We start from the raw sequence: 24,759 nt of genomic DNA, 5'->3' as shown, positions 1-24,759 counted from the left end.
ACCTTTTTTCACTGCGCTATACTTCTTCTTTACGTACTAAATCTTCTACTAAACGATGATAAAAGTTTTGCAACTCCGCACCGCTTCGTCGCCAATCCAGTACATCTTTACCAGTAAAGTCAGTATGGTCCCATCCCTTTAATGTTGGCGTGACTTGCCAGATCCCTTTGACAGCTGGCGCAGTAAAATCGACAAACTCAAACGCTTCATCTTCAGGGTGCTGTGATGAAATAACTGAAACGAGGCCATCATTCTCTCTCCAAGCGGGGTTCTCTGTCATACCGATTAAGTCACCAGTCAAGACGTGCGCAATATTCATGTAAGGATGTGCAATTTGTGTACCAAAAACCGTTTCATATGTGGCAGAGCCTGTATACGTCTTGTAATAAATATTAGGATTCAAATCTGTACGTGCGTTAAGTTTTTTCGCTCCTTCACGAGTTAAATCGTACAATGCCGTATCTTGAGATGTAAAAAGAGGGCTTTTGCTAGCACGTTTTGCATATTCAGCGTAGGTTTCCCCTTCACGTTGCTCTAATCCCCAATGCTTTAAGCCATAATCTATAGTCTGTCCTGTACGCCCTGCGAATACATTGTACTCATATAGCAAGCGTTTAATGATTTCTGTATTACCTAAATCATCTGACGCAACAGTCCCATCATGTGGCGTCGCAATTGTCGTAATCGAAGTAATTCTATTATCTTGATTACCTTGGAAAAGTTCACTGATTGTGCCACCGTGCTCTTTTTGGTACGCCATTTCTTCTAAATCTCCGTTACGCAATAATTGTTCTAAAAGGCGAATCGTTTGTCCGCCCATACTATGACCTACTAAATGTATTTTTTGATCTGAGTGCCAATTAGGTAAAATACCTTCATATGTTTTACCGTAACGTTGATGACCGTATTTTGCTGCGTGCGCCGCCCCGTAGTCAACGATACCGCCTTTAATATAAGCGTATAATTCAGCAGCACGTGCCCAGTTACTTCCAAATGCACTTACGCTCGCTTCAAATACGTTATAACCCGCATGACGCAGTTCTTCAATCATTTTGTATTTTGTCCCGCCCCAATAATTCGAACCTTTCGGCGCATTATCACCTACTAAGCCAGAAAAGCCATGAACAAAAATGATTGGATCTTTATGCTTCCACTTGTTTTCAACAGCCGATTTATCAAGTTTTGTTATAGTCGGTGCTGAAGTTGCTTGTGTTTGACTGTGTGTGGTTAGACGCGGTGAGGGGCTGTTTATTTTTGAATCTGGTACAACGCCTTTATTCCTTTTATCAGCGTCTGTCGGTGCAACGTCTTCTGTTGATGCCTCTACCACTTTAGGAGCCTGTTTAATCTCTCTCGTAATATACTTGTCTTTATGTTGTTGTTCTACTACCGAAAAATCTGACTCTGGTCGTTGTGCATGTTTTGTTTGTTCTTTTGCTTCTTTATTGTCATTTTCAATAGCTGAAAACTCAGAATCTAACTCTGGCTTTTGTGTTAATTGAGTATGGCTATCTTCTGTTTTTACAGGCGTGGCTTCGTTAGATTGATCTTTAGGAACTCGCGGTGATGGTGGAACTGTACCATATATTTTTTCATTGTCGAGTTCTTTAGATACAGTTGTTGTATCTAAAGAGCGTGTATATGTATGAAGGTGGTCAACAGAAGCTTTTTTTGTCGTTTCTCGTTCATGATTTACAACAGTCGGAGCATCATGACGCGTGGGTTCATCTCCATCTTTCTGTTGGTAGAGTGATAATTCCTGTTGTTTGGCTACAACTCCTACGTCTTGAGATGCACTTCTTTCTGCTGCTTTTCCGTCGTGCCCTGCGAACATCAACAACCCCGATGCAATTAAAATCGATGAAACACCCATTGGTCGTTTTCTCAGTGCAAAAGTGTTACGTTTATTAATTTTATGCAATTGTATTTCCCCTTGAAATTTAATGGTGACACTCCCAATATAACAAATCCATCTGTATATAGTTAAAGTTTCTCCTAACTGTATTATTTCTATGCTTAACTGTAAATCTATTTTATATTTTAAATTTTAGATTTGGCATTATAATTTAATTTACACAAAAGCTCAAGTCCTATATATTTAATAATTAGTTAATAGTAATTGTAAGTGTGAAACTATAAAATGTAAGGATAAATTGATTTTATTTCATTGGAGGAACACCATGGCTTTTATTATTTTATTGATTTTCTTTATCATTCGTCTTTTTAGCCTTGCTATTTCTATCAAACATTCAAAACAACTTGTACAGCAAGGGGCACAGGCATACGGCGAAAAGAATTCGAAATGGTTGGCCATCACACACATTTTAATTTATGTTGGTGCAGCAATCGAAACATTATTGAACCATGATACATGGAGCATAGTAAATACTGTAGGTCTAATCATCATTGTACTGGCTTACCTCGTTTTATTCCATGTCATTAAAACACTAGGACCGATTTGGACTTTGAAGTTGTATATCTTACCAGACCACCCTATCATTCGCTCTGGTTTATACCGCGTCACTAAACATCCGAACTACTACTTGAATATTATCCCTGAATTAATTGGTGTTCTGTTACTTACACATGCGACATACACAGCTATCTTATTAATTCCATACGCTTACTTCTTATTCGTTCGTATTCGTCAAGAAGAAAAGCTGATGTCACTCTAAAACAAGAGCACATGTTGAAAGCTTTCTTTTTTCATTTCGACATGTGCTGTTCTTTTCTGTTGCCTTCACTAATTACAACAACTTACATAGACTTGAGTCATACCACATTTTGACTATTATATACTTCCTATTTCTCCAATTCCTGTATCAATTGTCCCCTTTCTCGACGTGATCCATCAATTACTTGTACCAACGATATGATCTAGGTCTATTTTCCTTTCAAAATGCAAAAAAGACCTAGAACGATGACGCTCTAAGTCTCTTGAATCAATATTGTTTTGATTTACCATCTTTTACTTTTCCGTTGATGTCTTTTCTTCACTTTCTAAACGTGGAATAACAATATCCATATCGAAATACTTTTTCAAAAAGTGTCTATAATTGTTAGATGTGACAGGTGTTTTGTGTTTCCCTTTTTTGTCTGTCACTGTTAAATTACTTTGAGACATCGTCACACGTCCTGTCGAAGTAGGTTTTGTCACAATTAAGTGATTCACAAATGGAGAATCTGGATGATGTTGATTGTATTCAAGTTTATCATCAAAGTCAGATAATGATCTGGGCTCAGCACTTGCTACAAATGATGTTTCCCAATGATCATCTTCAAATTTTTGTATTTTAATGTCATCATCCACTCTCAATGCTCGATATACGCCACTTTTATCTTCTACGGTCTCACTTCCATCATCAGTGACACGCATCGCTTTGACTGGAGATGCCCCACCAAAACCGACATCAGCAATATACATCTCTCCATCCAACATCACACCAAGCGATAGATGCGCACCCGCAATACTGCGACCTCCGTCTGGTGTATGCACAGTTGCAGAAAGGTATTGCGTTTCATAACCTTTAGCCTCTATATAAGCAGCAAAAAACGTATTCAATTCATAACAAAAGCCGCCACGACTTTGCTCAACAATTTTTTCAAATAATTCATTTAAATCAGTAGAAATTTCCACACCATTTTGAACAGATATATTCTCAAACGGGACATGATGCATAAATTGATACATATATTCATTTAACGCTTCAACACGATTGAACGACAGCTTTTGCGCATCTATCTCTATTTTTTGATCTACTTTTTGTATATTCATCATCATCCTCCTACTTGTTCTTATGTTCCTGTTATTTATATTCCCTTTTGATGAACATGCATTCATGCTTTGACCACCTCAATATCAACTTGATTCAAGAAAAAATGTCACGTTAGGCACAACGCATCCATCATCAATCACACTGCACCTTAAAAAGCACGCATCGATAGCCGACACGTGCCACAACACATCACTATACATTAAACAAATCGTTGAATGATTCAGCCATCGTCGGATGTGTATAGATGTTATCTCTCAACACTGCATACGGCAACTGTTGATCAATCGCTAATTTCACAATATTGATAAGCTCCTCAGACTGCTGACCATACAATGTAGCGCCTAACACTTGACCTGACTTCGCATCGACCACCGCTTTGAACAGACCTCTCGTGTCATTGTTTATTTTATGACGTGGCATTGTATTCACAGCAACTTGATTTTCAAGAATATCATACCCTTTCTCACGTGCTTCTGTCGCAGTCATACCGACACGTGCCATCGGTGGGTCGATAAACATTGTATACGGCACCACGCCTCGTTGTGCGAGTGTACGTTTACCATCGCCAAACAATTGAGATTTCACAATTCTAAAGTCATCCAATGAAATATACGTAAATTGCAAGCCACCATGCACATCGCCAACTGCATAGATATGGTCAACAGATGTTTGTAATTTGTCATTCACAATAATTTCTCCACGTTGACCTAGTTGAACACCTGCTGCTTCTAAGTTTAAGCCTTCTGTATTCGGTTTGCGCCCTGTTGCCACAAGTATAGCATCCGCTTCAAATGTGCCTTGGTTTGTCACAACTTTAGTCACATCAGCTTCATCTTCAATCGCTTCAGTTTCAGCATTATAAATGAATTGAATGCCTTTTTGTGTTAAATCTTCTGTCACTTGTTGTGCAATCACTGCATCTTCTCTTTTCAAGATTTGATCAGATCGCTCTAAGACAGTCACTGTTGTACCGAAATTCGCAAAAATTGACGCAAATTCAAGTGCAATATAGCCTCCACCGACAATCACTAGACGTTTCGGTTGCTGCGTTAAGTCCATAATTGCTTTTGAGTCATACACACGTTGCGATGTATCGATACCTTTAATATTTGGAATGACTGACTTCGCTCCTGTGTTAATGACAATATTTTTCCCTTCAATCGTTTGTACCGCTTCACCTTGTGCATTCAATAAGTCGATTGCATGTGCGGACTTGAATGATGCTGTCATATTTATCACATCTACTGTCTCTTCATCTGCAAGATTGTGATAGTTTTTACTGTTTAATGCATTGACTACATCGCGTTTACGTTGCATCGCGTCGTTAAATGATGCCGCTTCGATTCCGTCATGAACTAATACTTTTGATGGAATACAGCCGATGTTAATGCATGTCCCTCCATACATTTCAGCAGACTTTTCAATGACTGCGACGCTCTTACCTTGTTGTGCTGCAAATTTTGCCAATGTCTTCCCTGCCTTACCAAATCCGACAACAATTAAATCATATTGATTCATTTATGCTTCCACCTCTCTAATTTGGTTCAAAATATCACCTATCGTTTGACCTTGGTAATAATTTGCAATGATTTCTTGTTCAATTAAATAGTGGCCATACATGACTTGTTCGATTTTTTGTGAGATTTTACAGTGCATGGAAGGGTTTCCTGTAAATAAGCGTCCATGGTTCTCAGGGCGATTGAATAAACGAAAAAGTGGTTCTAACTTAATCGCCAATCCATCTTCAGTAGCAAGGTATCCCCCTTTTTGACCACGCACCACTTTAACATCACCTTTTTGTTGCAACTTTGACATCACGCGTCTTAATTGCACAGGATTGACACAGACATTTTCAGCGAGTGCTTGGCTATTAAACACTTCCCCTTTATGTTGATTTAAAAATGTGAGTACGTGCACGGCAATATTAAATTCAAGATTCATCATTGCACCTCTTTAATGTAATTATTATAGTTACATTAAAACACATCTTTACTAAAATAAAAACCCTAATCCTTTAAATATTGTTTCTACTTTTCTGTAAGCACACCATCTTTCATTTCAAATACCTTGTCACAGTATGCCGTTAGCCGCTCGTCATGTGTCACAATCATACACATTTTGTTGCGTCGTTTAGATTCATTTTTTAAAATCTCCATCACCGACATCGCATTTTCAGTATCAAGAGAAGCTGTGGGTTCATCAGCTAAAATGATATCTGGATTCGTATAGATCGCCTTGGCAATAGCGACACGTTGTTTTTGTCCACCCGATATTTCACTTGGTAACTGATTCATGACACTTTCTAAACCTAACTGTTGGATAAGTGCATCAAAATCTTGTTGTGCCATCACGTCTTTTTTTCGCTTTTTCAAGAGTTGAAATTGCTGTTTGACTGTTAAAAATGGTACTAAATTTGACGTTTGTAATATAAAGCCAATTTGTTGCATGCGGACACGTGCCAATGCTTTTTGGCTTAAATCTGTTATTTTTTGTGTGCCGATGATAATATCTCCGGATGTCGGCTTTTGCAATGCACCTGCCATTGTTAAAAATGTACTTTTCCCTGAACCAGATGGCCCTACAATCGCTATAAGTTCTCCTGGACTAAACTCTAGTGTTGTCGGTTTTACCGCTTCAATAACCTGTTGGCCATCTTTAAATGATTTTGTGACATTTTGAAATTTCAACATACCTTTTACCTCCTAACCGATTGCTTTCAGTGGATCAATTTTGCGTATCGTCATTATTGAAAATAAACTGCCCAATAGCGACACTAAAATGAGCACAATACCAAAAATTATAAGCGTGAGCATCTCAAATTTAATCGGTACGGCAGAAGGTAAAAATGTACCTGTCACGAGGGTTAATATTAAGCCAATAACTGTCCCAATCAGCGCTAATACAAATGTTTGAGATAATACGACTTTCACTAAATCTCCATTTGTAAATCCTTGTGCTTTCAATACGCCAAACAATTGCGTCTTTTGTAACGTAATGACATATAAAAAAACACCAATGACTGTAGCCGAGATAATAAATAAAAAACTAATCATAAAGTTTAAAGTTAAATTTTGCGCTTGATAACCTGGCAGGTTTTCGATAAATGTATTGATATCTATTGCTTCAAGTGTCGAGTCTAGTTTTTGATGTTGCCAATGACTATCTTTTACAACGACGGCATTCGTTTTATCCCCAGTTAAAAGAGGATTTATTTTTTCAATCGTTTGATCATTCCCAAAGAGAACAGGAGAGGCATTGTATTTTGCTGATTCGGTAAATCCTACAATTTTGAGTGTTTCATCTGATTGAGAAAGTGATAACGTGTCCCCGAGTTTGAATCCTTTTTCTTTCAATGTACCGTCAGCTATGACTTCATTATCTGCAGTAAACGTACGTCCTTCTGTCAGTTGAGGGACAATAAACGCATCTTTTTGCGTTCCATATAGCAATGCATTTTCTTCAATTTTACCGTTAGAGACAATGACTGCTGCTTGTTTCAATGTGGCTTGTTTATCAAATTTTCCATTCACAAGCGTTTTGTCAAAGCTTGATTGCTGAACTGTTTGGTTGGCATCCTTGTTTAACACAATCGCATCTGCCTCCCAACGATTAATACCTTCCGTATTCATATTGATAAGTCCTTTCGCCAATCCAGACAGTAAAAATAATAGATAACTGATGAGGATGAGAACACCAATAATGAGACTGAATTTAAGTTTGTTCCGTTTGATTTCATTCCATGCTAAAAACATAGGCACCTCCTGAGATGATATAGGTTATATCTTCCCTAAATCCATATATTTTAAGCCTCATTTCAATAAAAAAGAGCTGAGACGATATTAACATCTCAACTCTCTTCATATATCTTCCATAAAATTAGTGTCTAAAGTAATAGAATCCACGTTATACTACCTAACAAAATGACGCATGCAAGTGATGTCAGCATTTGACGTGCAATCATTTTACCCCCTTCACGCCACCCTAATTGTCGCATGACCATCGTCATTGTAACAGAGCAAGCGGTAAATGTTGAGCTGAAAAAGACGAGGAGTAACACTTGCCATGATGATAGGTTATGGATAAACTGTCCATCTCCGATATTAAATAACAACATGCCATCTTTACGAATCATCGAGAAGAGTATACCCGGTGATAGTTCATGTGGAATGTGTAATAAGCTAAGGAGTGGAATAAACAATTTTGAAATCATTTCCATTATTGGCGTCAATGCCAAGGCACTAGCAATCAAACAAATGGTAATAAATATTGGTAATGCTTGAAATAGAAACATCTTAACACTTTCTCCCATTTGGGATAACACACGCCCTAAAGATGGCCATGTTAATGACTCATCCAACGTCGTCTGTATAGGCATAAACTGTTGCTCTGTGCGATACCATAATCGGTTATGCAATAATCCTCCTACTAACACAAGTAATAAATACGGGATAAAGAGCCATGTTTGATGTGCGACGTTAAATATTGAAAGTGTCGCACCAATTTGGTAACTACATGATGTCCCAAAACTGATAAGACTCATACAACGCGTACGGGTACATAAATGACATTGATGACCTGCTTGTACAATTGCCGCAGCATTGCATCCAAAACCTTCTAACAATGGAATAATATCTGTTGCATCGAGTCCCACCTTCCCCATTGTGGGCGCAATCGACCAAATGATATATTGTTTCAAGTGCGATTGCTCAATTAATGCAGTAGACAAACTCAGTAACACAACAACCGGCAATGCCCAAACAAGTGAATACGTGCCCAATGATAAAACACCGTAATCACCAAATAAAAAGGCGTGGATGAGTGATGGACGAAAAAGCGGATGTTGTGCAACTGAATCAATCCAAGGTGCAACAAACTCGCTTTGTAACCAATCAGAAAAATGATAGGCAACATAAACAGGGACAGCGAACATTAAAAAGACGCACAACCACCCTAATAACGTATGTAAAGGGCGTGGGCGTTGCTGATGATGAACACGCCAAAATGATTGCAATTGTGCAACATGTTTTCGTGTTTCTTCCGTCGTACAATGGACAGCTTGATTGAGCGACACCGCTAACCGTTGTTGAATCACGAAACGCTTAAACGCTTGCTGTTCATACGGGGTCAGTTGTTTCCATCCACATACTCGAAACTGATGTGGTTCGTTAGGAATATCAGATACACGACCGCTGACCAAATGATATGTGACTGTTAGCATGAACAGTTCACTTCACAACAACTATAATCATCTAAATACATGTGATTATCACGGTAACTATCAATCACTGCTTGATCTACAGAGAGGCCTTCACGCTGCATCATCGTACGTGCCAATACTGCAAATCGCGCTCTAAACTTATAGATATAACAAAGTATCGCATCAGCATGTCTTACGGTCGCGCCTATTAGAAAAACATTGGGATAACGTGTCGATTCATCTAAATCTGTTAATTGAACTTCTCCATTTCTTACTGTAAAGAGTTGTTGAATAAGTGGGTTTTTCGTTACATCAAAGCCTGTCGCGATAATCGGCTCCGTCGTACTGTATACGATGGCACCATTATCAAAATGGATTTCATACTGGCCATTGCGAAATATAATAGACTCCGCACGATAGTGAACGTTCATTTCAATTTCTGCACCTTGTTGTACCGCTTCTCTTAGACGTTGGTGTGTATATGGAGACAAACGAATACTTGGATCAGCTTCATCTGCATCAAAGCCTGTTGAACTCGTATAAATGGAGACTTGTGCACCTCGTTTAGCGAGATGGATAGCGGCATCGAATGCACTTTCATTTCCACCTATGACTGTAAACGTATGACCAGGTAATGCTTTAAAATCATCTACCTCACTATAATGAATCCCATGATCGAATGGTTGATTTGGAAAGGCAAAGTCACCTGTCGCAACGTAAATATAATCTGCGGTATAAGTGCCTTGAGATGTATTTAATTCATAAACGCCATCGACAAATTGAACATCTTCTACTTTCGTTTCTGTCCGTATATCGATGTCATAATGTTCGGCAACAACCGTTAAATATTCTGCAAAGGTATCACCCGATAAATGTTCTTCATTAAATGTAAAAGCAGGTGATGTATCTTTAGCAATGGCATTCATGTCTGGCATACCAAAACCGTTTGAAGTAAAGGACGGGGTAATTGTGCGTGTGGATTTCGGCCAATTTTTAAAAGATTGCCCGATTGCGCCAGCCTCTATGACACAAACATCTTCAACATGAAGCGTCTTCATCGTTATCGCCATGCCAACACCTGCAGCACCTGCACCAATAATAATGACTCGGTGATGTTGTTTCATTACAATCCCTCTTTCTAAATCGAAATAATTACGATTTATTAATTGTAGACCATCTACTGAGTGATTGCAATATGAACAACTTGACGATACGCTTGTCATTATGATCCATAAGACATAAAAGAAAACGAGGATGGATATAAAATTTTGATATCCTAACCTCGCCATGATATGAAGCGTGACAGCCTATTTGGCAATGTTCAGCACGATACACGACTTGTGCCACTCCAATGCAAACACCTATCAATCCAACGTGTCATTCAACAAACGCTCAATCGCCAAGCCCGCTTCAAATCGTTGCACATAGGTGTTAAAACTTTCGATATCACGCGCTTGTGGTGCCATCGTTTCAGTCTCAACGTCACGAAAGCCGACATGCTCTAAAAACGCCGCTAACGTGACATTGTTCTCTAACATATATCTTGCTAACATTGCCATGCCCCATGCGCCGCCCTCATTCGCATTCTCCATCACTGTGACTGGACTTTCTAACGCCGCTGCTAAATAACGTTGTACCACTTGTTTCGTCGCAAAAACTCCGCCGTGACCTGTCATGCGATCTATTTGCAGTTGCTCCCGTGTTTTCAATCGATCAACACCTATTTTGAGTGTACTGAGCATCGTAAAAATATGGTTTTTCATGAAGTTTTGGATATTAAAACGACTGTCTTGTTGCCGTATAAATAATGGAAATCCTCTAGGAACATCAGTCATGTATTCACCTGAAATATAGCCATATGATAACAGTTTTCCTAAGTCATCGTCTCCATCTAATGCACTTTCGAATAAACGTGTCCATAACGTCGTCTTATCGTATGACATATCCATAAGTTGAAAAACCTCTTCAAATAAATGTACCCAATGATTCAAATCTGACGACCCATTATTCGCATGAATCATCGCCACTTCATCTCCAGCTGGCGTCGTCACAATATCGACCTCCGGATATACGGCTTGCAGTGGCTGTTCGAGGACAATCATAGCGAAAATACTCGTTCCTGCCGATACATTTCCGGTTTTTGGTGCAATACTGTTGGTCGCCACCATACCTGTACCCGCGTCGCCTTCTGGTGCACACATCGGACATCCCGACGTTAACGTGCCAGTTGGATCTAATAAGCGTGCGCCGTCTGCCGTCAAAGTCCCCACTTGCTCACCAGCCACGTGGACTGTCGGTAAAATGCGCTGTATGTCTTGATCATATCCATTTGTTGCCATTAATGTATCGAACTGTTCACATAAGTCTTTTCGATATGTGGCAGTCTTGGGGTCGATAGGAAACATCCCCGAAGCATCACCAATTCCGAGCACTTTTTCTCCCGTTAATTGCCAATGAACGTAACCCGATAACGTCGTCATGTACGCGACATCCTTCACATGTGATTCTTCTTTCAACGCACTTTGATAATAATGTGCAATACTCCAACGTTCAGGAATATTGAACTGAAATGCTTCTCTTAACTGTTTACCTGCTTCATGTGCGGTATTATTACGCCACGTCCGAAAAGGGACAAGCAGTTGACCTTGTGCATCAAACACTAAATAACCATGCATCATCCCGCTAATCCCTAAACTTGCCATGTGCGTGAGTTTCACCTCATATGTCGCTTTTATTTCCCGGGTCATCAAACGAAAACTCTCTCGAATCCCTTGCCAAACTTCATCTAAATCATAGGACCAATATCCGTCAGTCAGTTGTTGTTCCCATTCATAATGCCCAGTCGCAATCGTGCGTGTCGTCGAATCAATAGCGACAGTTTTGATGCGCGTCGAACCTAATTCGATACCTACTGAAATGTTCCCCGCTTCGATTTGTTGACGTATCGTTTGCTTGTCCATCCTATCACCTCGTTCGTCTTCTTACCTTTTATTGTATAAAGATTGTTAAATGAAACCAAGACATGTTGCTCACGAAAATACCCCATATACGTCTATCAAATGATACTGGGTGTTCTTTGTATTGCACAGTCGAGTTGAGACCTTTCACGCTCGCATCTCTATTTTGTCATAGTTAAAGCGCGCATGAGATAAACCATCATCCCATACGCGCTTTAATAATTGTTATGCTTGATAATATGATAAGAAACGTTCCAATCGATTACATGCTTCCTCGATTGTTGGCATGTCACATGCAAAGGATAAACGTACATAACCTTCTGCAAAATCTGAAAATGACTTGCCCGGTACGATGGCCAACTGTTCACGTTCTAACAATTGATTACAAAAACGGAATGAATCTTGATCGTACGCCGACACATTCGGGAAAATATAAAATGTCCCTTGTGGTAAAGTGACTGATAGGCCCATATCTGTCAAACGTTGGTAAATATAATCACGACGTTCACGATACGCAGCATTCATCTTTTCAATATCGGCAGCCCCTTCTTTCAATGCACGAATCGCACCGTATTGACTAGGTGTCGCCACACAAATTGAATTATATAAATGGACGGTCGTCACTTCTTCAATCAATTCAGGGGTCGAGAGCACATAGCCGACACGCGCACCCGTCATCGCATGTGATTTCGATAAACCATTCACGACAAACAGTTGCTTGCGAATCTCAGGAAACTCCATAAATGAACGATGTCGTCCTTCAAATACATTTTCACTATAAATTTCGTCCGTAATAATGAAAATATTCGTCTCTTTCAATACTGCTACAATTTCCGCAATATTTTCATATGATAATGTCGTCCCAGTTGGATTCGTCGGATAGTTAAACATAATTGCTTTCGTTTGAGGTGTGATGGCCGCCTTAATCGCATCAGCAGTCGGCACAAAACCGGTATGTGAGGTATCAATCCATTTCACCTCAGCACCTTGTAGTTTGACAATCGGCTCATACCCTAAATACGTTGGCCCCGGTAAGATGACCTCTTCTCCTGGATTTAAAATCGTTCGTAAGATGTCATCAATCCCTTCTGATGCCCCGTTAGTCACGACAATTTCTGTTTCAGGATCATATGTTACACCAAATCTTTCAGCTGTATATTCTGAAATCGCGGTACGTAATTCCAACAACCCTTTATTGTGTGTATATTTCAATCGCCCCTCTTGAATTGCTTGAATCATTGCGTCTTGCACATATGAAGCAACAGGGAAGTCAGACTGCCCGAGCGTTAAATCTAAACAGTTTGGGTATTGATCAACCTTATTCGCAAACTGACGTGTTCCAGGTACCTCAATGTCTTTAATATGATTGTTTAGTAACTCCATTTCATAGATGCCCCCTTAATAATATGTGTATGGTGCAATATAGATAACTTCAACACCACATTTTATGCTTCTTTTTTACGCTGAAATTGAGACATGATGATTAATATTATAGCATTAACAAGTATTGCATAAAATATTGTCGCAGTAGATTGTGGTCCTGTGATGGCGATACCGATAAAAATGACGATCACACTTGCGATAATGGCGTAAAATGCCGCTTGTGGTGTAATGCGTTTCATGAATAAGCCTAAAACGACTGGCATAAAGATACCTCCTGTCAAAATCGCATAGGCAATATCTATCGCAACGAGAACTTCTTTCACCCAAATCGAAATGACTATTGCAATGACTGCGAGAATGCATGTGGTCAAACGTGTCAGCCCTAAAAATTGATGATCTTCCATATTTTTAAAAACATAAGGTTTCAACAAGTCATTCGAAATAATCGTAGCTGATGCAAGTAATGTCCCTGATGCTGTAGACATAATTGCCGCAATTAAAGCAGCAAAGACGATCCCTAATAAGCCATTCGGTAATATTTCAAAAGCCATATGTGCGAATACGTTTTGCGTATTTTGGATGTTTGGAAATAATACATACGCACACATGCCGACAATGACCATCACAATAGAATAAAGTGCGCTATACAGACCCACCAACACTCCTGAGGTCTTTGAGATACGCTTCGTCTTCCCTGTAAAGAAACGTTGCCAAATGTCTTGTCCAACCATGACACCTAGTGTATATGTCACAAAGTAATTCACAATTTCCCCAACACCGATATTGAAAAAACTTAAATGTGACGCTGGCAGTTGTTCAATTAATGTCGTCAATCCTCCAACACTATGTAAACTCATCGGCAACATAATACAAAAAATACCTATAGTCATCACTAAAAATTGAATGACGTCAGTAATCGAGAGTGTCCACATGCCTCCTAGAATCGTATACACAAAGACAATACTCCCACCAACAAGAATCGCTGTCATCATAGGCCAATGAAAAATTTGGGACACGACGGCACCCATCGCAATGACTTGTGTCACACAAATCATAAGCGTATACATTGCTGTAACGACTGCGCCCATCACTCTTACACGATGGCCAAATAATCGATATAACAGTTCACTAATCGTAATCACTTGTAAATCCATAATGCGATCAAGTAAAAACAAGCCAAATATCGTAATACCGACACCCAGTGAAAATACAAACCAAAAGCCTGAAAGACCAATTTCATAGCCTAATTGTGAAGTTCCGATAGTAGAAGAACCACCTAAAAATACAGCTGTTAGGCATCCAAACAACATCCATAGCCCTAAATTACGGTCAGCCACCATATATTTTTCAGATGATTTTGCTTTTAATACACCAATGATACCCACTGAAATGAGTGCTGCAAAGTAAATGATAAATACTATAAAATCTATTGTTTTCATTTTAATCAACTCGCTTTGTGTTTTGTTGTTTATCCTTTTTGTACATGGTGATGCATTACCGAAACCCCCATCATTTTCAGAATAATCCTTCGCGCGAGTGTCATCTTAAGTTTGTGAATCATACATTTTCGGGCGATCGTTAAACACCCTACTCTCGCCCTACAACCCCCTTTCTTTTCCCATGTATCCACGTCAAGTATTCTCATAGCTAGCCTGAGAATCTAAGCACCGTAATAACGGCAATGTCCCTTTACTTTGATACATTAAAATCTACCCCTTTGTCATATTTCTTTATTTTCTAAAAATTATAAACTTTATACATCAAATGTAAAGTATTAATCGTTTTCGACAAAAGAAATTCTTATACTATAAAATAGACAAGCAAGGAGACATATAGTAATTTATATAGATAAAAGGCAACGCACACCATATGCATTACCTCAATGAGACCGTTAAATAGACGATGGCTTTGTTAAATATAAAAAATAACTATTTAACTCGTCCAAAGTTAGAAATGGTTATTTTTTTGACATTAATAGCAATAAAAACGACTAAACAGATGCGCGCTACGATAAAATTACCGAAAGCAAAGATCAGCATGCGCACGTCTATCACATTGATTATTCACGGCCTCTCCTTTTTAAAGATTTCGTTGATGCGTGCATAGGCATCACCTCACTTTATACTAAGTTAGCCACTATCCATCTAACTTTCTCACTCCCTCATTTTATAGTCCAATTTAAATTTTACGTATAATTATATTTAACTTAAATTTTATTTCATTTTTCATTTAATAGAAGTATCTAGCCTAAGTTCTCAGCTTTCTGATGTCCCATCTCTTCAATTTTTCAAGCTTTTATCTCCAACTTCAAAATAAAAATTTGGTGATAAAACAAAAAAGACTCGAATCATCATTGAAATAGTTACACTATCTCAAGACGACTCGAGTCTCAAATCACCAAATGAATTAACCAATATAAGCTTTCAACATCCAAATGTTATGTTCTAATTCTGTCGCAATTTCGATAAACATGTCTGCTGAACGATCATCACCAGCGTCTTCTGCGTTACCTTGCGCTTGTTTTAATTCTTTAACCACTGTTTCGAAGTCTGTAGCTAATTGTGCAACCATTTGCTCAGCTGAAATATTTTTCTCAGCTTCTTCAATACTTGAAACTTCTAAAACTTCTTTCATTGTACCTACTGGATTACCTTCTAATGCAAGTGCACGCTCAGCAATTTCATCTACATAGACAGCCACTTTGTTATAAAGTTCTTCAAATTTTTCATGTAATGCAAAGAAATTGTGACCTTTAACGTACCAATGATAGTTGTGAATTTTAGTCCATAATACTGTGAAGTTTGATAGTTGTAAGTTTAAGTCTTCAACGACTTGTTCTCTGCCTTGAGCCATTTATAATCTCACCTTTCTAGCTTCCATTCATTTATATTTTTATTGAATTATACATGTATATTTTAACCGATATAGGTTGTACTCAAACACGAACAGCGAAATGTTCATGTGTTCTTCACATTTAGATTTTAGAGTGTAAATACTCCGACATCGCTTTCACTTTGTCAGCGTCACTCTCTTCTAACGTGAATACGCCGTAGTCAAATGTGATTTCCAACGCGTTATCTATCGTTTTAATTCCTTTGATTTCACTAAATTGGATATTTCGGTAATAAAATTGACCATCCATATCCACATTTAAAATCAGACGTTCATTTGTCGCAACATATGCTGCTTCAAAACGTTTTGTCATGTCTTTCATTTGGTAAGGCATGATCCCTAATACAGACGTTTCAATATGTTCTGTTGGAAATAAGTCGTCTGGGTTGATTCTATCTAATATCATTTCAAAAACCTCTCGAATTTTAAATTTAACAATCGCGCATATGATTTACCGTGTGTGAGACAGTGGATCATATACGGCGCATCAAAGGCGATCGTCTTCAAGATGCAGTATGTGCGCGCTATCAAATCAATCGCCTTTAATGATACCGTGTGTTAAACGGGAGCTGTAAGGGTGATCACAGCTTGATTATTTAATTATTGATTAATGGGTCGACATTAGATTTCAGCGATAATACTTGCTAATTGATCTTCCATACCTAATGCTTTGGCCACACCTGTACCGTAGTTTACGTCAGCTTGGTAACAGTTTTTGATATGACGGCGTTTTACTTCATCAGTTGTTCCTTGCATTTCATTTGCAGTATTTTGGAAGATACGTTGTTGTTGTTCAGGTGATTGTAGTCGGAACAATTTACCTGGTTGTTCGAAGTAGTTGTCATCGTCTTCTCTGAAATCATACTCATACGCCCCGCCCTCTATTTCTAGTGGTGGACGTTTGTATTCTGGTTGGCTTTGGTGTGCACCATAACTATTTGGATAGTAGTGTGTTTGGCCACCTTGGTTACCATCTAAGAAACGCATTGCACCGTCACGGCTGAATGGGCAAATATTTTCTACACCAACGCCTTTTGGTTGGTTAACTGGAATTTGCCAGTGGTTTACACCTAGACGATATCGTTGTGCATCGCCATAAGAGAATAAACGACCTTGTAACATTTTATCTGGTGAGAAATCTAAACCAGGAATAATGTTTGTCGGTGCGAATGCTGCTTGCTCAACATCCATGAAGTAGTTTTCAGGGTTACGATTTAATTCGAATTCTCCTACTTCAATTAAAGGATACTCTCCTTTGTACCATACTTTTGTTAGGTCAAATGGGTTGTCTTTATGGTTTTTCGCTTGTTCTTCAGTCATGACTTGAATGTACATTTTCCATTTAGGGAAGTCACCTTCCTCAATGGCATTGTACAAGTCACGTTGTGAAGATTCACGGTCATTTGCGATTATTGCTGCCGCTTCATCAGGTTGTAAGTTTTCGATACCTTGTTGTGTTCTGAAGTGGAATTTGACCCAAACACGTTCATTATTAGCATTAATCATGCCATAAGTATGTGAACCGAAGCCGTGCATATGTCTGTAACCTTTTGGAATACCACGGTCTGTCATTAAGATAGTGACTTGATGTAAGGCTTCAGGTAATGATGTCCAGAAATCCCAGTTATTTTGGGCACTTCTCATGTTAGTACGTGGGTCACGTTTCACAGCATGGTTTAAGCTTGCGAATAATTTTGGATCACGGAAGAAGAATACTGGTGTGTTATTACCTACAAGATCCCAGTTCCCATCTTCAGTGTAGAATTTCAATGCGAAACCACGGATGTCACGTTCTGCATCTGCTGCTCCACGTTCACCAGCTACTGTAGAAAAACGTGCGAACATTTCAGTTTTTTTACCTACTTCTGAAAAGATTTTCGCGTTTGTATATTTTGTAATGTCATTTGTTACAGTAAAAGTACCGAACGCACCTGAACCTTTCGCATGCATACGACGCTCAGGAATGACCTCACGATCAAAGTGTGCCATTTGTTCTAAAAAGTACCAGTCTTGCATCAATAAAGGACCACGTGGACCCGCAGTCATCGAGTTTTCACGGTCACTGACAGGATGGCCAAATAAGCCCGTTAATTTTGATTCATCTCTGTTCATATATTCACACCTCTAGATTAGAATTATTTTAATTTAGTATATCATTAGTTTAAACTAATTACAAAGTGATTCCTCTAAAAAACTAAAAAATTTTGTTATTTACCAACTTAAAACATTCATTAAACGCCGTCCTATCAACATCGAAATAACTATAGCTGATTTATGTCAAGGTGAAAGAACTTAAAAATATCACTTCTTCTCTTCTTACTCCATTTTCAACTAGATACATCTATCATCAGTTAAAAAGTCAAAGTGCATCATTCACTTCTAGTTCTCCTAAAGCAATTTGAATATGCGCAAGATGATGACGTGCATGCCATGATAACTTTGCAACTGTTTCCCCCACCGTTGTTGCACCACTGCCCTCTAACACAAAATCTCTTGCCAGTTCTTTTTCTGTTAAATGTTGACCTATTGCAACGACACGTTGATTAATCGCATCAAGCATTTGGATAGATACTTCTATTGGTAAATCTGAATCAGCCAACTTGACCCATTCATCTTGGGCAAAATTGGACACTTTAGGATGTGTATCAGTCAAGGCCAATTTTAACCGCTGAAACATATTCATCTGTGAGTCTGCAATATGATGGACAAGTTGTTGTACCGTAAAGCTTCCCTCTCGATAGGTCGCCTGCAAATCTTCTTGGCTCAAATTTGCTACTGTTTTTCTTAAATTTTGTATATATTGCGCAATTTCTTCTAGCCAAGAATCGATGTGTCTACGCGTCACAGTTGCTGGCACTTCTAACCTTCCAATCGGATATCTTACATCCATAATGACCCCTCCATTCATAGTATAAGACACTTTAATCATATCATTTCACACTACATATGTAATTCGATACGACTAATCAAAAAGCATATCCCATTGTTCTTTTTCTAAATCCTATTATTATTTTTACCCTTTACGATTGCATACTATGCTTTTATTTCACTCTTTATATAGTGCAATAGTAACAAAAGTTGTCCCCCAACCTTTGACCTTGACTAACTTTGACTATTGATATATACTTTAATTACAAGGAAGGATTGGGATATCAAGTTTTGCTAGCCTCATTCTTACGATTTATAGATTTACGACTTATTAATGATTTGATAACTGTCGGAAAACGAAATACCATATCAACAACATCAAAATTTTTGTGTCCCATTTCCGAAAATTTAAAGTCGCGTTAGAGCTATTCAAACACTAACGTAATGAAGGAGAGATGTATTATGGCTTTTGATATGAGACCTTTTAACCATTCATTTTTCAATATGGAACCTAGTGATTTCTTCAAAGATTTCGGTCGTCACATGTTAGACGAAGCATTTGCAACACCTCATATTAGAACAGATATTAAAGAACTAGATGATGCTTACGTGATAGAAGCAGAATTGCCCGGTATGGATAAAGAAAATATTCAATTAAAATTTGAAAACAACGTGTTAACTATTGCTGCACAAAACACTGTAAAAAATCATAAAGAAGATGAAGAAGGACACGTCATTCGACAAGAACGCCACTTCAGTCGTATGCAACGTCAATTTACTTTTAATAACGTAGATGAAAGCAATATTAAAGCTTCTTATCAAAATGGCATGTTAAATGTGACATTAAACAAACGCACCCCAGGACGTTCTTCAAACTCTGACATTCCTATTGATTAAAACATCACACTGCTATATGAATGTCATAATCTTTCTATGTTGAGCGCATCTTGTCCCCTCACATGATGCGCTTTTTACATATCATCAACGCTTTTATCTTCTTACTGTTCATTCATATCCCCAGGAATTATCTACGGTACGTCTTAACTCATAAAACTACATTGAAATTCCATGACACGAAAAGCGTTGTACAGTTTGGCTACACCCTATTTGTTAGATTAAACAAACTTTGACGCTATCATATTCATCACATCGTTCAACTTATATGCTCAAACATTAAACAAATATTAACTATTATTAAATACACTTAATAATGCAATATTTATCTATTTTTATGTTATAGTTGTTCTAACAAAACAAAGGAGTTGTATAATATGAATAAAACATTAATTGCTGGTATAACAGTAGCCGCTTTATCGACAGGAATTTTTGCCACAGCCACGGGACACGAGGCACACGCTCAAGTGACGGCACAAAATGGTATCGTTTTACATGATGATTCCAAATTACTTGCTCATGAATTAGAGTATGTGGATGTATTGATTAATCCAAATACGGACCCACAAACAAAAGCACAACTTCAAGATTATTTTGCTAAACAAGGTTTAAACTCTGTAAGTGACATCGTTCAAAAAGCAAAACAAGACGGTCTCGACACATCAAAATACAATCATTTAATTTAACATATAACGCTTATACACTTTCTAACGCTTAATCTATTATGCCATCACCTTATCGCTATTTGTAGGTGATGGCTTTTTTATGACCAGCCACTTTATTTTTTAATGTGGGTCGCCCACCTCACTTCATAAAATAAGGTGATTCCCTTTGTCAATGTTACTCTCTAACTTTTTAATATTCAGTCCATCTTTTCTTTAGAATCATACCTTATGGCTTCGTTATCATATTCATATGAACTAACAAGCATATTGAGGAGGCAGTCGTATGGACAGAGACATCAAAAGTACGCGCTCTGAATGGCGTCATATTATTTATAATGAAGTTAAAAATTTATTAAACAAAGAGATGAAAGATTTACCTGTCGCACTCAAACCAACAGATAGCATGATAGCAAAATATCAACATATGAAGATTCCAAAAGAAGGAAAAGGTATTGAGGCAGTGATGGATTTATTACATACCGAGGTTTTAAATTATAACTATCGTTCGAATCATCCCCGCACATTTTCGTTTGTTCCCGGACCAGCTTCACAATTATCTTGGCTTACTGATTTTTTAACGAGTGCGCACAACATTCACGCTTCAAATTTTGCGAATGCACCACTTCCTATTGCAATTGAACATCGCTTAATTCGCTATTTAAGTGAAGAAATAGGTTTCGATTCCGCATTGTCTGGCGGTGTCTTTGTGTCAGGTGGTTCGATGGCGACGTTGACTGCGATTACTGCGGGTAGAGATGCGATGATTCCACTCTCACAAATGTCTGAAGTAACGGTATATTTAACAGCTCAAGCACACTTTTCTGTCGCAAAAGCATTCCACATTGCTGGTTTTGCGCAAACACAACTCCGCTATATTCCGACTGACGATTTTTATACCATGGACGTTAATGCTTTAGAGCAACAAATTGAATTAGACATCACTAATGGCTATCGTCCTATTATGATTGTCGCAACGGCAGGAACTACCAATACAGGCGCCATTGATAATTTAACGCATATTACACGTATTGCACGTCAACATCAAATGTGGGTTCATGCTGACGGGGCTTTTGGTTTATCACACATTTTCACTGAAGAAGGTCAAAAATTACTAAAAGACATCGACAAAGTAGACAGTGTCACATGGGATGCACACAAGTTGTTATTTCAAACATACAGCTGTGCTATGGTTATCGTTAAAAATAAAAATCATCTCCTGTCTACTTATGGGGTTGCAGCAGAATATTTGGATGATATCACTTCAACAAATGAACATATCGACCCAGAAAAACTAGGTATAGAATTAACACGCCCGCCTCGCGGATTAAAGCTGTGGGTAACGTTACAAGTACTCGGCGAAAATGAAATTAAACGACGTATTGAACATGGGCAAGAAATGGCGCGCTATGTCGAACAACAAGTTCAACAGATGAAAAATTGGAAAATCGTCACAACCTCACAACTTTCTATTATAAATATCCGCTACGAAGATCCAACAAAGACACCGGAAGAAAATGATCAAGTGATGCAATTTGCTGCTTCACGTATCATACAATCAGGTTATGCCGCTACGTATACTACAGAATTAAGCCATCGCCGTGTTATTCGTTTTTGTACAATTCATCCAGAAACGACACGCGCTGACATTGATGGTACATTACAGCGTCTAAATAACTATGTCCAAGAAGCATCAAGCCAGCCACAAACTTAAAGGTCTAGAATACAAAAGTGATATACGGGGCTGGGATATCAGTTGTCCCACCCCATGCTTTATGTTTGATTCTAACGTTTCATGTCAATCCTTCTTCACTTGATGTAATACGATAGATGTGTTGAATTCTGCAATACGTTCCATTTTCAAAATCAACGCATTTAAACTCGCAATATCTTTTGTATATCCATGTATGATATATTTTTCAGTTCCAGTCACAGCATAGTATTCTCGAAAATCCGAAAATTGTTGAAGGCGTTTTTCAAATTCTGAAATTGCAATTTTAATTTCGGTCACTTTCATGAAAAAACCAATCATGTAACCTAACTTTTCATTGTTCACATCTACATTAAATCCGTGAATCACCTTCGACTCTATCATTTTAGAAATTCGATTTTTAACACTGGGTTCTGATAACATCACTATAGAAGATATGGTTTTCACTTTCATACGTGCGTTTGTTTTTAGCAGTTTTAATATTTTTAGATCAATATCATCCATCAAATGACCTACTTTCTCTATTAATATTGACTATGACCTCGAAAACTTCGCTTCAAAGTGAACATTGCAGTACTTACTCTTATTGTTTTCATTATATAAATAGAAACTTGTCACATTCAATTTTAACATGATACCCCTTATCGCCTTTTCTATACTAAATTGTCATACTGATACACATTCATCTCTTTACACAACAGGTAGAAATGACCTATTTACACGATCCCCCACGTAAATGAGAAAAATGAAAAACTTAGACACGTATCAAATGCCCAACATACTTAAAATTTGAGATACTGAATTAATCATAATGTGAAGCGCTACTGCAACTAAAATATTGCGTCCTGAAGCGATATAGATGTATGTCATCGCAATCCCTCCAACCATATAGGGGACAAATGTCCATATCGATGTAAAATGAAGGAAATGCGCTGCACCAAAAGCAATTATAGAAACGACTGCCATCCATCGAAATCCCCATTTTTTTCCGAGTTCACCAATAATGAGATGTCGAAATAACAATTCTTCAACTATTGGAGTTAAAATGCCAATCGTCACAAAACTTAGTGGTATTGTAATTAAATCATCCTGTATCGTCATTGGAGGAATGACACGCTGATAAATAAAAATAAAGCTAACTAGCAATAAATAAACGATGATGATACGCCACAAATGTTGACGCATACCAATGAGTTGCGTTTTGATCCTAGCAACAACATGTTGGCGATGTAACAACATAAAAATGGCGATAACAATCACTTGGGCCAAGCACATCATCACATTAAAAAGAATGTTGTAGCCTGATGGTTGTAACGTATAATCAAAAAGCCTCTCTAATAGATTCGGGAAAACTTCTTCTGCTAATAACGGAAAAGTGTATTGCAATAAAATAAAGACAGGGACAATGATAAAATCACGATAATAAATAGGTTTCCCCGCAGTTGGTAAAGTTGTCATGTGAATACTCCTTTATATGTGTCACTTTAATCACGTCAATTCACTATACCAATAACAGTACACCTTTACAATAATGCACCGATCCATTTACTTTCCCCACTAAACCTACCCTGTCCTTATGATGCTTTTTTTCCATAAATAGAAACTTTCACGAAGCATTCCAAAAAAAATTACGAATTCGAGGTTTTTTTGTTGATATATTTTTTATACCTGTTATAATAACATTATCAATTCTTGAAAAAAGGAAGGAAATCATAATTATGGCTAAATTACTTTATATTACAGCACACCCTCTTGACGAATTACTTTCAGCTTCAATGGCTGCCGGTAAAACTTTTAAAGAAACTTACGAAAAAGCGCACCCAGAAGATGAAGTTGTACACATCGACTTATTCAAAGAAGATATCCCACAAATTGATGCAGATGTCTTTACTGGTTGGGGTAAATTACAAAACGGAGAAACTTTAACAGAAGCTGAAGAGAAAAAAGTAAATCGTTTAGGTGAAATCGTTGATGAATTCATCAATGCAGATAAATATGTATTCGTTTCACCAATGTGGAACTTATCATTCCCACCTGTACTTAAAGCATATATCGATGCAGTTGCAGTAGCAGGTAAAACTTTCAAATATACTCCAGAAGGTCCTGTTGGTTTATTAACTGACAAAAAAGCTTTACACATTCAAGCACGTGGCGGTTTCTACTCTGAAGGCCCTGGTGTTGACCTAGAACACGGTGACCGTTACATTAAAACAATGATGGCATTCTTTGGTGTACCTTCTTATGAAACAATTATTGTTGAAGGACATCATGCTGCTCCAGAACGTAGTGAAGAAATTAAAGCACATTCACTTCGTCAAGCTGAAGAACTTGGACACAACTTCTAATATTGACTTTAACCTTAAAAAGGCGCTTACCATATCCTTTATGGAAGCGTCTTTTTTGTAGTGTAATATATGCT

Annotated in this window: 22 protein-coding genes; 5 read left to right on the top strand and 17 right to left on the bottom strand. The window is 38.0% G+C overall.

The window, feature by feature from the left end; all coding sequences use genetic code 11:
• Window positions 1–16 precede the first annotated feature (16 nt).
• Complete coding sequence (gene lip / locus P3U61_RS00750) at window positions 17–1,921, bottom strand: YSIRK-targeted triacylglycerol lipase (protein WP_104052142.1); 1,905 nt, start codon at window positions 1,919–1,921, stop codon at window positions 17–19.
• A 259-nt stretch (window positions 1,922–2,180) separates the two neighbouring features.
• Between lip and P3U61_RS00745 the strand changes: the two genes are divergently transcribed.
• A complete protein-coding gene (locus tag P3U61_RS00745) occupies window positions 2,181–2,675 on the top strand; it encodes an isoprenylcysteine carboxylmethyltransferase family protein (protein ID WP_015729749.1) in 495 nt (164 codons plus the stop codon).
• Window positions 2,676–2,968: 293 nt separating this feature from the next.
• On the opposite strand, the gene P3U61_RS00740 is transcribed toward P3U61_RS00745, so the two are convergent.
• The 14 genes from P3U61_RS00740 to P3U61_RS00675 form a co-directional block, all read right to left on the bottom strand.
• Window positions 2,969–3,775, bottom strand: a complete 807-nt coding sequence (locus P3U61_RS00740; protein ID WP_099997495.1) for an arylamine N-acetyltransferase family protein — start codon at window positions 3,773–3,775, stop codon at window positions 2,969–2,971.
• A 193-nt stretch (window positions 3,776–3,968) separates the two neighbouring features.
• Window positions 3,969–5,294, bottom strand: coding sequence for a hypothiocyanous acid reductase MerA (merA, locus tag P3U61_RS00735; protein WP_099997496.1), 1,326 nt, complete (start codon window positions 5,292–5,294; stop codon window positions 3,969–3,971).
• Window positions 5,295–5,717 (bottom strand): redox-sensitive transcriptional regulator HypR, encoded by a 423-nt coding sequence (gene hypR, locus P3U61_RS00730; RefSeq protein ID WP_014612808.1) that lies wholly within the window; start codon window positions 5,715–5,717, stop codon window positions 5,295–5,297.
• 86 nt (window positions 5,718–5,803) lie between these two features.
• Window positions 5,804–6,466, bottom strand: a complete 663-nt coding sequence (locus P3U61_RS00725) for an ABC transporter ATP-binding protein (protein WP_037542118.1) — start codon at window positions 6,464–6,466, stop codon at window positions 5,804–5,806.
• Window positions 6,467–6,478: 12 nt separating this feature from the next.
• Window positions 6,479–7,528: an ABC transporter permease gene (locus tag P3U61_RS00720; protein ID WP_015729754.1), complete on the bottom strand. Its 1,050-nt coding sequence runs from the start codon at window positions 7,526–7,528 to the stop codon at window positions 6,479–6,481.
• Between the two features lie 131 nt (window positions 7,529–7,659).
• Complete coding sequence (locus tag P3U61_RS00715) at window positions 7,660–8,994, bottom strand: nucleoside recognition domain-containing protein (RefSeq protein WP_063278660.1); 1,335 nt, start codon at window positions 8,992–8,994, stop codon at window positions 7,660–7,662.
• On the bottom strand, window positions 8,988–10,097 hold the full coding sequence (locus P3U61_RS00710; RefSeq protein WP_070407350.1) for an NAD(P)/FAD-dependent oxidoreductase: 1,110 nt from the start codon (window positions 10,095–10,097) through the stop codon (window positions 8,988–8,990). Before P3U61_RS00710 ends, P3U61_RS00715 begins: the two co-directional genes overlap by 7 nt.
• 240 nt (window positions 10,098–10,337) lie before the next feature.
• On the bottom strand, window positions 10,338–11,933 hold the full coding sequence (locus P3U61_RS00705) for a xylulokinase (protein ID WP_099997497.1): 1,596 nt from the start codon (window positions 11,931–11,933) through the stop codon (window positions 10,338–10,340).
• A gap of 222 nt (window positions 11,934–12,155) precedes the next feature.
• Complete coding sequence (locus tag P3U61_RS00700) at window positions 12,156–13,313, bottom strand: aminotransferase class I/II-fold pyridoxal phosphate-dependent enzyme (RefSeq protein ID WP_014612802.1); 1,158 nt, start codon at window positions 13,311–13,313, stop codon at window positions 12,156–12,158.
• Between the two features lie 62 nt (window positions 13,314–13,375).
• On the bottom strand, window positions 13,376–14,752 hold the full coding sequence (locus P3U61_RS00695; RefSeq protein ID WP_099997498.1) for a sodium:solute symporter family protein: 1,377 nt from the start codon (window positions 14,750–14,752) through the stop codon (window positions 13,376–13,378).
• 967 nt (window positions 14,753–15,719) lie between these two features.
• Entirely contained in the window at window positions 15,720–16,166 is a 447-nt protein-coding gene (locus tag P3U61_RS00690) for a Dps family protein (RefSeq protein WP_014612798.1), read from the bottom strand.
• Window positions 16,167–16,287: 121 nt separating this feature from the next.
• On the bottom strand, window positions 16,288–16,611 hold the full coding sequence (locus P3U61_RS00685; protein ID WP_014612797.1) for a hypothetical protein: 324 nt from the start codon (window positions 16,609–16,611) through the stop codon (window positions 16,288–16,290).
• Window positions 16,612–16,826: 215 nt separating this feature from the next.
• Window positions 16,827–18,317, bottom strand: a complete 1,491-nt coding sequence (locus tag P3U61_RS00680; protein WP_014612796.1) for a catalase — start codon at window positions 18,315–18,317, stop codon at window positions 16,827–16,829.
• A 247-nt stretch (window positions 18,318–18,564) separates the two neighbouring features.
• Entirely contained in the window at window positions 18,565–19,095 is a 531-nt protein-coding gene (locus P3U61_RS00675; protein WP_014612795.1) for a YfiT family bacillithiol transferase, read from the bottom strand.
• A gap of 440 nt (window positions 19,096–19,535) precedes the next feature.
• Here P3U61_RS00675 and P3U61_RS00670 point away from each other — a divergent pair, with 440 nt between their 5' ends.
• From P3U61_RS00670 to P3U61_RS00660, 3 genes are all read left to right on the top strand, one after another.
• Window positions 19,536–19,970, top strand: coding sequence for an Hsp20/alpha crystallin family protein (locus tag P3U61_RS00670; RefSeq protein ID WP_014612794.1), 435 nt, complete (start codon window positions 19,536–19,538; stop codon window positions 19,968–19,970).
• Between the two features lie 374 nt (window positions 19,971–20,344).
• The gene (gene spn / locus P3U61_RS00665; RefSeq protein WP_015729758.1) at window positions 20,345–20,653 is read left to right on the top strand and encodes an SPIN family peroxidase inhibitor; all 309 of its coding nucleotides are present in this window, start codon (window positions 20,345–20,347) and stop codon (window positions 20,651–20,653) included.
• A gap of 262 nt (window positions 20,654–20,915) precedes the next feature.
• Complete coding sequence (locus tag P3U61_RS00660) at window positions 20,916–22,343, top strand: pyridoxal phosphate-dependent decarboxylase family protein (RefSeq protein ID WP_099997499.1); 1,428 nt, start codon at window positions 20,916–20,918, stop codon at window positions 22,341–22,343.
• 84 nt (window positions 22,344–22,427) lie between these two features.
• Here P3U61_RS00660 and P3U61_RS00655 read toward each other — a convergent pair whose 3' ends face one another.
• Both P3U61_RS00655 and P3U61_RS00650 read right to left on the bottom strand, forming a co-directional pair.
• On the bottom strand, window positions 22,428–22,844 hold the full coding sequence (locus P3U61_RS00655) for an Lrp/AsnC family transcriptional regulator (RefSeq protein ID WP_099997500.1): 417 nt from the start codon (window positions 22,842–22,844) through the stop codon (window positions 22,428–22,430).
• A gap of 261 nt (window positions 22,845–23,105) precedes the next feature.
• Window positions 23,106–23,798 (bottom strand): CPBP family intramembrane glutamic endopeptidase, encoded by a 693-nt coding sequence (locus P3U61_RS00650; RefSeq protein ID WP_099997501.1) that lies wholly within the window; start codon window positions 23,796–23,798, stop codon window positions 23,106–23,108.
• A gap of 260 nt (window positions 23,799–24,058) precedes the next feature.
• Here P3U61_RS00650 and P3U61_RS00645 point away from each other — a divergent pair, with 260 nt between their 5' ends.
• Window positions 24,059–24,685: an FMN-dependent NADH-azoreductase gene (locus P3U61_RS00645; RefSeq protein ID WP_014612789.1), complete on the top strand. Its 627-nt coding sequence runs from the start codon at window positions 24,059–24,061 to the stop codon at window positions 24,683–24,685.
• The last annotated feature ends 74 nt before the right edge of the window (window positions 24,686–24,759 follow it).

Origin of the sequence: Staphylococcus pseudintermedius (assembly GCF_034042775.1) — a bacterium.
Lineage (GTDB): Bacteria > Bacillota > Bacilli > Staphylococcales > Staphylococcaceae > Staphylococcus > Staphylococcus pseudintermedius.
This window is presented reverse-complemented; position numbering and strand designations above follow the sequence as displayed.